The sequence below is a fragment of the Flagellimonas abyssi genome (assembly GCF_019457905.1).
Classification (GTDB): domain Bacteria; phylum Bacteroidota; class Bacteroidia; order Flavobacteriales; family Flavobacteriaceae; genus Flagellimonas; species Flagellimonas abyssi.
This window is the reverse complement of sequence record NZ_JAHZSV010000102.1, coordinates 1-527: the sequence shown is the minus strand read 5'-3', so window position 1 is coordinate 527 and position 527 is coordinate 1. Positions and strand designations below refer to the sequence as shown.

Annotated in this window: 2 protein-coding genes; both read left to right on the top strand. The window is 40.0% G+C overall.

What is annotated here, in order from left to right; all coding sequences use genetic code 11:
- Nucleotides 1–11: 11 nt before the first annotated feature.
- The gene (locus tag K1F36_RS19995) at nt 12–299 is read left to right on the top strand and encodes a hypothetical protein (protein WP_073099380.1); all 288 of its coding nucleotides are present in this window, start codon (nt 12–14) and stop codon (nt 297–299) included.
- 36 nt (nt 300–335) lie between these two features.
- Nucleotides 336–527 (top strand): hypothetical protein (locus K1F36_RS20305; protein ID WP_258539164.1); only part of this gene is annotated, 192 nt, incomplete at its 3' end.

Sequence of the window (527 nt, the reverse complement as noted above, 5' to 3'; positions counted from 1 at the left end):
TCCGTTCCGTTATGAAAAAATCACACTATTTAGCATCCATTATTTCGCTCATATCCACTTCGCTTTTTGCTCAAATTGGTGGCATTGAAGATTCCGTTAACGATGTAGGCGATACCATCAGAACTATTTTTCCAATCTTATTGGGTGTCATCTTCTTGGTAGGCTTCCTATTTAATGCCGGACATTTCTTCGGCGAAAATGCCGACCTCAAAAAAGGAATAACCAGAGTACTCGTCTTTGTTCTTATTGCAGGTGCAGTAGTCGGCATCTTCACTTACTTAATAGGAATTGTAGTATAGATGAACCCTCTATGAGGGATTTGTTTTCCGAGCATTATGAAGAAATACGAGGTCTATAAAAACATTAGGAAAAGGGCGGTCATTTTTGGGCTGCCTATTTCCCTGTTTGCCTTAATGATGGTTTCCGTTTTGGCTTCGCTGCTCATCATCATCTTCTCTTTCAGCTTTGGGATAATCATAGGTGTGTTGGTATTCAACGCTTCCCTATATGTGGCTTTGACAAGAATA